The sequence below is a fragment of the Hwangdonia sp. genome (assembly GCF_048381975.1).
GTDB lineage: Bacteria > Bacteroidota > Bacteroidia > Flavobacteriales > Flavobacteriaceae > Hwangdonia > Hwangdonia seohaensis.
The window spans coordinates 397,008-408,032 of the sequence record NZ_JBLWYT010000002.1 but is presented as its reverse complement, the minus strand read 5'-3'; the positions used below and the strand labels follow the sequence as shown (position 1 = coordinate 408,032).

The window sequence follows — 11,025 nt, the reverse complement described above, 5'->3', positions numbered from 1 at the left end:
TGCGCCGACCGTGGACGACTGTGACGACAACGATGCCAACATCAACCCAAATACCGTATGGTACCTGGGCGTGGACAGCGACAGCGACGGGTTCTTCGGGAGCCAGATTACCGCGACCCAGTGCACATCGCCGGGAGCCGGCTACTCCACCGATGCGCCGACCGTGGACGACTGTGACGACAACGATGCCAACATCAACCCTGGAGCCGCCGAAATCTCTGGCAATGGGATTGACGATGATTGTAATGCTGGGACACCCGATGGCACCTTAAGTATAGATGATGATTTTAATATGAACAATGTGCTTATAACACCAAATCCTTTTAATAGAAATATTAGTATCAAATTACCGCTGAGTTATAATAACAGCGAATTTACAATCAAAATATATGATTTGAACGGTAGGCTGGTATTAGACAAACAGTATTCTAGTATTAGCGGAACAATAAATATTTCTAGCTTAAACAAGTTAGAGCAAGCACCATACTTATTAAAAGTTATTAATAATAAAAGCGGAGCGAGTATAATGAAAAGATTAATTAAATATTAATATAACCAAACTGAATTGAAAAAGAGTTGAATCTCATAATTCAGCTCTTTTTATATCACGCTGATTATCAAATTATTAATAATTCTCTAAAAAATCAACAAAAATCTAAAAATACAAATTACTGATAATCAATTATTTAAAAAATCAATAATGTATTTCGTCGATTATTTTTGCATTTCATAGAGTTTCCATGTAAGTTTGACCAGTAAAATGCTTAGTCCCAACCTAAAAATTTAACCTCTTATGAAAAATATTGCATTTTTAATAAGATCTAGTATACTTATAGCAGGTATATTACTCTCAACAAATGCGTTTTCGCAGATATGTGGAACAACAATAAGCTCATACCCTTATAGCGAAAACTTTGAATCTTCCATAGGTGCTTGGACACAAGATACTGGAGACATATTTAATTGGACAAGAGATTCGGGTGGAACACCTTCGTCCAATACGGGACCTTCAGCGGGTAATGGAGATACATGGTACATGTATATTGAAACGTCTTCGCCTAGGTCATCCGGAGATACAGCTAATTTTGAAAGCCCTTGTTTTGATTTAACAAGCTCATCTTCTGCAAACTTTTCTTTTTGGTATCACATGTATGGAAGCAATATTGGTAGTCTACATGTTGAATTAAGTACCGATAATGGTTCTACTTACCCGACCTCACTTTGGTCCTTATCTGGAAATCAAGGTAATACTTGGACACAAGTAAGTCTCGATTTAACACCTTATGTTGGCAGCACAGTAAAAGTAAGATTTAGAGGTGTTAGTGGCTCTAGTTGGGCTGGAGATATTGCCATAGATAATGTGGGAATGACTACTGTTTCAGGCTCATTTCCAGAAATAAATATACAAGGCGCAGGTAATAATATTGTTAACGACCCAACATTATCGAACACGCCTTCTGTAACAAACGATACTGATTTTGGAAATGTTAATTTTACATTTGGCACAAATGCAAACACTTTTACAATTCAAAATACAGGTACAGGAACACTTAACTTAACTGGTGGTCCTTTAGTGGTAATTGGCGGTGCAAACCCGGGTGATTTTTCGGTTACTGCAAATCCGTCTGCATCAGTAGCAGCTGGTGGCAGTACAACGTATACTATTACCTTTGACCCAAGTGCTTCAGGTTTACGAACAGCCACAGTTAGCATAGCAAATGATGATGCAGACGAAAACCCATACACCTTCAATATACAAGGCACGGGTACAACTACTTTGCAGGAAATAGATATTATAGGTAATGGTAATAGTGTTCCACATGATTTACCATTAACCAACACGCCTTCAGCTACAAATAATACCGATTTTGGAAATGTAAACATTGCGGGTAGTACTAACGCTAACACATTTACTATTCATAACTTAGGCACGCTTTCTAACTTAAACTTAACAGGAGCACCCTTAGTGCAAATTGGAGGTGCTGATGCGGCAGACTTTACAGTAACAACTGCGCCTTCCACTCCGATTGCTACTAGTAGCAGTACAACTTTTACAATCACTTTCGATCCAACAACCGTAGGTACTAAAAATGCTTGGGTTTCTATTGCTAATAACGACTCAACCGATGGTGAAAACCCTTATACTTTCAACATTCAAGGAGTCGGTGTGCTTGTTCAAGCACCAGGTGGTATAGATGCAAATTTAGAGCTATGGTTAAAAGGTAATGCTGGTTTAAGTTACACTACTGGTCAATCCGTTACAACGTGGCAGGATCAAACTAGTAATGGTTATGACGCCACTGCCCCAGTGGTTGGTGTAGAGCCTACATATAGAGACGACCCAGCTTACAACATTAATTTTAACCCTGTAGTCGATTTCAATAATAATTCATCATCTTTTAACTTAGATGGCGATTTTTCTTTTGATGATACGTCCACAGAGTTTTTACAAGGTACGGGTGGCTACTATTCACAAGATGTATTCATTGTATTGCTTCCAAATGTTACGGTAAATAATTCATTTGGTAGTATGGATGTGTTTTGTGGAGATGAAAATATTGGAGCTAACGAAACAGATGCTACTGGTGTTGGTTTAGGGGCATATTCCGTTCGCTTCTCGGGTGAAATTATTTCTTACGCACATGGAACTACTAACAGTGGAAATGGCTACGGTGTAGCAGAAACAGGAACGGGAAATACGTATAGCAATGCTGGTATCATTAATGTTAGAAACAATAGTGGTGCTACCCAACAAGAATTATACTATAATGCGACTGACATAGAAACTGTACAAAATGATGTACCTGATTTTGCCAATGTTAACAATTCAAGATATTGGATTGGACGTAGCGAAGGCTGGGAAGCTACTACAGATGCTAGAATTGCAGAAGTTATCACCTATTCATCTCGTAAAAATGATGCAGATTTAACCCAAGAACGCAACAGAATACAATCGTATTTAGCCATAAAATATGGTATTACCTTGGGTGTTAATGGCACTTCGCAAGATTATGTGGATAGTGATGGCGCAGTAATTTGGGATCAATCAGCAAACTCTGGTTACAACTATAATATTGCAGGCATTGGTCGTGATGATAAATCAGAATTAAATCAAAAACAATCAAGCAGTATTAACAATGCAACAGATGGCTCTGGCCCTATTGAAGGTATTTTAACCATAGGCCTATCTGATATTTCTAACACAAACAATTTAAACACAAGCACATTTGCAAACGATAAAGAATTTTTAATCTGGGGAGATAATGGAACAGACTTGAATTTAGCTGCTGCTGTTATAAATGTAGAAATGAGCGCTGGCATTGGAGGCCTAAGTACTCCCGTTACTTTTACAGGTATGCAACGCATTTGGAAAGTGGTTGAAAATGGTGGCGATATCCCGTCCTGTAAGGTTAGAATCCCTCAAAATGCTATTAGAAATATTACCCCACCAGGAAGTTATTTAATGTTTATTTCTGATACACCCGTTTTCGACCCAACTGCAGATTATAGAGTTTTAACTCCTGACGGAAGCGGAAATTTAGAAACCAATTATGATTTTGATGGTATAAAATACATCACTTTTGGATATGCACCGCAGGTTATCGTTGAGCGCTCTGTGTATTTTGATGGTATTGCAGACTATATTGATGTAGAAGATAACTTAGATTTGAATACTACAGAGTTTACAATTTCGGCATGGATTAAAAGAGATACAGGAACAACGGATGCTTCCATAGTTTCAAAAAGAGATGCGGCTAATTCTGAAGGTTATGATTTTAGAATCAATAGTTCAGGTCAATTTGAATTTACCTTAAACGGTGGCGCGGCAACTTTAACATCTTCCGTAGCAATTCCAGAAAACGAATGGCACCAAGTTGCTGTTATTTATAATAGCGGAAATGCAACATTGTATATTGATGGTTTTGCCGATACTTCCGCCTCATCATTACCTGCTCCTGTGGCAACAACTCAATCATTTATTATTGCAGCAGCAGATGGTTACGATCCAGACACTACAGATTTCTTTGCCGGAAACATCGATGAAGTTCGCGTTTGGGATGTTGCACTTACTCTAGATCAGTTGCGTTATATCATGAATCAAGAAATAATTGATGCTAGCATAACACCAACTCCAACTCTAATAGGTGGAGATGTTGTACCAACCACGATTACCAATTATGAATTGGCTCCTATCGCTTGGGCGAGTTTAGCTGGATATTACCCTATGTCTGTATACACGTATACAAATACTAACGATATGTCTGGCAACAATCATCAAGGTGCTTTAAGAAATTTAGACACCGTAGACCATCAAACGGCACCATTCCCATACGAATCGCAAGCGGCTGGCTCTTGGGATGCCGATGCTACATGGTTAAACAACGCCGTACAAACATTACCCAACGCACTTTCCATTGTTGATGGTACAACACCCATTGAATGGAATATTGTTGAAATTAATAACGACGTTTATTTAGGCGCATCACCAACTGGTGTGCGGTCTAGAGATTGTACGGTTGAAGGTTTAATAATAAACAGTGGCAGTTTACAAGTTAACGGAGACACGGCAACAAACGACGGCATAGCCTTAACCGTATCCCATTACTTGAAACTTGACGGCACAATAGATTTAGAAGGCGAATCGCAACTTATCCAAACCGATGGTAGTGATTTAGACCCAACTAGTTCCGGAACACTTGAAAGGGACCAGCAAGGAAACTCAAACACCTATTTATACAACTATTGGTGTTCGCCAGTGGGTGTAAGCAATGCTACAACAAACAACAATAGCTACACTTTACAAGATGTAATTACAAATGTTGGTTTTATAAGCTCTGGCTATAATGGCACTACTGCTCCTGTTAGAAATGCAGATTATTGGATTTGGAAATTCGCCAATTTAACTGGTGATGAATACTCACTATGGCAACATATTAGAAGCACCGGAACTTTAGATACTGGCGAAGGTTTTACCATGAAAGGCCCTGGCACAGCAACGCCAGACCAAAACTATATATTGCAAGGAAAACCAAACAATGGCGACTTCACACTAACCATAGGCGCTGGTAATGAATATTTAGTAGGAAACCCATACCCATCAGCTATGGATGCGGATGAGTTTATTAGAGACAACATTAGTGCTACCGATGGCGGAAAAGCGGGCAACACAGACAACGTTATCAATGGCGCCCTATATTTCTGGGATCATTTTGCCAATAACACACATGCCTTGGCAGAATACGAAGGTGGTTATGCCATTTATACATTGATGGGTGGATCGGTTGCTATTTCAAATGACGCTAGAATTAATGCCACTGGGCAAATGGGCAGCATAACACCCCAACGATACATTCCGGTGGGACAAGGCTTTTTTGTATCGGCCATTGCCGATGCCTCATTGGTTGGCGCACCAAACGACCCCGGAATCACCCAACCTGTAGTAGGCGGCAATATTCAATTTAAAAACAGCCAACGCACCTTTATGAAAGAAGGTGCTGCCCAGTCCTTGTTTGTTAAAAATGGCAATAAAACAACATCTAGCGCGAAAAATCAAAATAAAGACACACGACAAAAAATCAGGTTGATGTTTAATTCACCAAATGGCTACCACCGTCAACTCCTTGTTGGAGTCGATCCCAATGCGTCAAATAATTTCGATTTAGGGTATGATGCCTTACTTGCTGAATCAAATAAAGAAGACATGTACTGGCAATTTGATAGTGCAAAACTCCTCATTCAAGCCGTAAATAATTTTAATGATGACCAAATACTTCCATTAGGTATAAAAACGAACAAAGACGGGTTGGCAACCATAAAAATTGATGCTCTGGAAAACATAAAAGCATCCACCAACATTTATGTACATGATAAAGAATCGGGTACTTACCACAACTTAAACCAAGGTAGTTACGAAGTTTATTTATCTAAAGGAGAATATTCAGATCGTTTTGAAATCACCTTTAATGCAGCAAAAATCTTGGGAACCGACGATTTTGAAAACGCCAATCTTGAGGTTTATTTTTCAAACGAAAAAGAAAGCTTTATTGTACACAACCCAGATTTAAAACTCATTGAGTCTGTAAGTGTTTACAATATCTTAGGGCAGTCTATTTATCAGTTTAACAGTAAATCACAAGAAAACTATATAGAGCATAAAACAAAAAGTATCACCACTGGCGTTTACATTGTAAAAATGAAAACCGACCAAGGCATACTTTCTAAAAAAATATTAATCAAATAGTTGAAGTGTAGATCCCCAAATCTATTTTTTCCTAGCTATGTTTTGTTAAAGTCCTGGATATTTATTCAGGACTTTTTTTTTAGAATAGGGTTAAACTCACAGCTCAAACAAAACCATCCAGTTTAAGAGAAACTTGGCATTCATAAGAATACTGATTTTCAACACATTAAAATTCTTCGATGGATTTGAAAAAAATAGCAGGTTTACTAAAGGTGTTATCAAACGAAAATGTAGATTTTTCAAACCTATTATAATTTTATAAAACCTATCTCAATTAATGTTTGTCTTACATAAAAATGTATTTTATCGTATAAAATAGCCGTTTAATCGATAAATAATGGTCATTTTATTTGATAGTCTGCTAACTTTTAATTAGTATTGTAGCAATAAATCGATATGTTTAACAAGTGTTTTATGGTTTTTATCGATTAAAGTTTTAATATGTTTAAATTTTTAACATATTGAAAAACAGTTAATTTCGATTTACCCCAAAATCTAACAAAATGAAAACAAAACTACTTGTGGCTCTTGGCCTATTGTTTGCTGTTACACTTTCTTTTGCTCAAAATTCAGGAGTTAAAATAAAAGTTAAATGGCCAAGCAATTCTTACGAAAACAAAATTGAGGTATACAATACCACAAATGATTTACTCCTAACTATTTGCGATGATTCGCAATGTTATTCCGCTACACAAACGGGTCCACTTCAAGCCTATGGAGGCCGGTACGATTTAGGTTGCGTGACCAATGGAAATAATTACTACATAAAACTATACGATATAGCCGATAATGGATGGTCTGGCGGAAGCTTTGTCTCGGTTGAAGTGGCAGGTATTGAGATATTAAACAACAACGGGAGCAGCGCTAGTGCCTCAGGCGATACATTATATTTTAACGTGTCTGGTGGCGATGCCGTATGTAACGCATTAACAGATACCGATGGCGATGGTATTGCTGATTATTTAGATTATGACGATGATGCCGACGGTATTACGGATGCCATTGAAAACCTGGGAAAAAACAGGTTTGAGTGTACACTACCCGCCTTGGATTTTATTAATGGTACTTATGATGCCTCAGCAAGTTCTGGGTCGGCTGGTACGGTTGGCTCTATTTATAGATTTGGAAATGCTATTCAAGGGTATGATGTCTTAATGGAAATAACGGAATTGAACAATACAACCATTGCCAATATCGATAACGATTTGGTCGATAACCCAACCTACTTACAAACCGAACTCACTTTTTCCGGCGTCGGCACTCCGGGAGCCACCTTTAAGTTTACCATTGTAGATGCAGGAACCACTTCCCCATCAACTCAAATTTTTAGAGTCAATGGTATTACATGGGATTGCGATGGTAGCGGTAGCTTAAAAGAATCGGTGGTTTACCAAAACCCGGCAGCATACGGCGTTGAAAACCCTTCAAATTTAGAAATTTTAGATCTTGGGTCAAACAACATCCAAATAAGCGCCTCAGGACTTCAAGAGGGACCAGGTTTTTCAAATTTAAAAGTACTGCGTGCATATTATCAATTTATTGGTAATTCCTTTACCATGAGAATGCAGGCCTTAAAAACAAGTACCGGTACATCAACACGTCAGTTTGGTATGTCGTTTACACAATGTGAGTTCTTGGATTTTAACGCCAATTCACTCATTATTGTCACCGGTGAAGATGATGATGGCGACGGCAGATACAATCATTTGGATATTGACAGTGATGCCGATGGTATCCCGGATAACGTTGAAGCACAACCAACCATAGGCTACTTAGTGCCTACAGGAACCATATCAACCAATGGGATAGACATAAATTACGGCACCGGATTATTGGTGGTTGATACCGATGGGGATAAAATTCCCGATTTTTTGGATACGGATTCTGATAATGACGGGTATTTAGATATTCAAGAAAACGGAATGGCAGATACTTCTACTGCAGCTGATGTTGATAATGATGGACTAAATAATGCTTTTGAAACAAATGGTGTAATGGACGTTGTTTGGGATGTGAATGAAGATATTGAAGACCCTACGGATTTATCTATTTTACCAGACACGGACTCCGATTTAACATTAGGCGGTGATTTAGATTATAGAGATTTATTTGATATTAGTCTACCTATTTACGCTTCCATAGATTTTGATGGGGTTGATGATTACCTATCGAGAACGGGCTTTATAGACGGATTAAACGATGTCACTGTAATGGCGTGGGTTAAAACAGATTCTGGAAACTCAACTGATATGGTTGTCGCCGGAGAAGACACAGGCTTTAAATTGTGGTTGCAAAATGGCAAAAAACCTATGCTTACCGTAAAAACTTCAGGTAATGCTGAATCAATTTTAGGCTGTAGCTGTGCCAATATAAATTATGATGAATGGCATCATTTAACAGGAACGTACACTAGCGCAACTGGTGTTATGGCCTTATATGTAGACGGCACTTTAGTGAGTTCGAAAAACGTAGGAAGCTCTGGAGCTGCAATAGAGGTTACAGGAAATTCAAACGGAAACTTTGAAGTCGGTAGACTTTCAAGCGAATCTTTTAATAAAGAATACTTTAAAGGAGATATTGATGAAGTTAGGGTATTTAACACAGCCCTTAATTCTGAGCAAATTCAACAAATGGTTTATCAAGAAATTGTAAACAACGCTGGATACGTAACCGGAAGCATGGTTCCAAAACATATTGGAGATATATCAGGGTGTACTACCATCCCTTGGAATAATTTATTGGCCTATTATCCAATGACCAATATTCAAATGGGCACAACGTCTGATTATTCCAGCTATAATAATTTATTATATATAAACTACATAACCACTGTTCAAGAACAAACCGCACCAATGCCCTATACAACGTCCAATGATGGGGATTGGTCTACCGAAGGGACTTGGCTTCACGGTAATGTATGGGATATAGAAAATGAGACGACTAACAAGGATTGGTCTATCGTTTCGATAAAAAACAATGTAAACACCTCAAATAATCACAACACTCTTGGCTTATTAATAGATTCCGGTGCCACACTTGCTATTAACAACGATAAACTATTAAACAATAGTTGGTACTTAAAAATAGACGGTAAACTTGATTTACAAGGTGAATCGCAGCTCATTCAAAGCGAAGATAGTTCACTGGAGGTTACAAGCTCAGGAACCTTAGAACGCGACCAACAAGGCACCAAGGACTTTTACACCTATAATTACTGGTCGTCGCCCGTTGGTGTAAGCAACACAACAAGCAATAATAACAGTTACACACTTGCCGATGTACTAAATGATGGCTCGGTTGCAACCACACCTTTACCCATTACTTTTGTATCCGGGCACAATGGAACACCAGGTTCTCCGGGAATAACGCCTGTTGGCATTGCATCAACTTGGATTTGGAAATATGCCAACAAATTAACCGATGATTACGCTTCGTGGCAACACGTAAAAAACACCGGAACCATATTGGCGGGAGAAGGCTATACCATGAAAGGCGTCGATAACAGCGCGACATCGTTCACCGAAGAACAAAACTATGTTTTTAACGGAAAACCACACAATGGCGACATTACCCTAACCTTATCAGCCGGAAACGATTATTTAATTGGCAACCCCTATGCCTCGGCCATAGATGCCGACGAGTTTATACTCGACAACATCAGTGCTGGAGCCGGTAGGGCAACAAGCAATATTATTGACGGCACCCTTTATTTTTGGGACCATTTTGCAGGCAACACCCACGTGTTGCGCGAATACCAAGGTGGCTATGCTACCTACACGTTAATGGGCGGTATCAAAGCGGTTTCAACAGATACCAGAATTAATGCCTCAGGGCAAGTTGGGACAAAGGTGCCGCAGCAATACATTCCGGTTAGCCAAGGCTTTTTTGTAACGGCCGATACCGGTGGAACTATTACCTTTAAAAACAGCCAACGTATTTTTAAAACCGAGGCCTCCGACCCTTCATTGTTCTTAAAAGGCACGAAATCAAAAGGAAAATCGAGTACCGCTGAAACGGATTTGGACGATAGACAGAAAATAAGACTGATGCTGGATTCGCCAAAAGGTTACCACCGTCAACTGTTGGTTGGTGTAGACGAAAATGCCACAAGCGGTATTGATAAAGGTTACGACGCTCCTTTAATTGAGGATAATGTTGAAGATTTATTTTGGATATTTTCTAATAAAAATTTCGTTATTCAAGCGGTGGATAATTTTGATAGGACACAAGTATTGCCTCTAGGTATCAAAATTAACCAAGAAGGTTTGGCCACGATTAAAATTGACGCATTAGAAAATATTCCTAATTCTACAAAAATATACCTGCACGATAAAGAGCTAGATGTATATCAGGATTTAAAGAAAAAGGATTACGATGTGCATTTAGCGGTTGGCGAATACTTAAACCGTTTTGAGATAAGGTTCTCAAAATCGTCGCAAACACTAAGCACAAACGAAACCAATAAAAAATCTATTGAGGTTTATTTTTCAAATGAAGAAGACCAAGTTATTGTACACAACCCGAGCGCACAACTTATAGAATCGGTTGAAATGATAAATATTCTTGGGCAATCGCTTTTCAAATTTAAAATAAGCTCAAACGACGATTATTTAAAATACAAGGCGTCACAAATAAAAGCGGGCACCTATGTTTTAAAAATAGAAACCGAATACGGAAAGCTTTCCAAAAAAGTATTGATAAAATAGTGAGTTGATCGAATTGGCTATCCCAAATCTATTTTTAACTTAACTATACTCAAGTCCTGAACTGACCTTCAGGACTTC

Annotated in this window: 3 protein-coding genes; all 3 read left to right on the top strand. The window is 38.5% G+C overall.

What is annotated here, in order from left to right; translation table 11 throughout:
* Positions 1-10 precede the first annotated feature (10 nt).
* Positions 11-550, top strand: a complete 540-nt coding sequence (locus tag ACN5J7_RS05730) for a T9SS type A sorting domain-containing protein (RefSeq protein ID WP_418603153.1) — start codon at positions 11-13, stop codon at positions 548-550.
* Positions 551-793: 243 nt separating this feature from the next.
* The gene (locus ACN5J7_RS05725; RefSeq protein ID WP_418603152.1) at positions 794-6,241 is read left to right on the top strand and encodes a choice-of-anchor D domain-containing protein; all 5,448 of its coding nucleotides are present in this window, start codon (positions 794-796) and stop codon (positions 6,239-6,241) included.
* A gap of 503 nt (positions 6,242-6,744) precedes the next feature.
* Complete coding sequence (locus tag ACN5J7_RS05720) at positions 6,745-10,947, top strand: LamG-like jellyroll fold domain-containing protein (protein ID WP_418603151.1); 4,203 nt, start codon at positions 6,745-6,747, stop codon at positions 10,945-10,947.
* Positions 10,948-11,025: the final 78 nt, after the last annotated feature.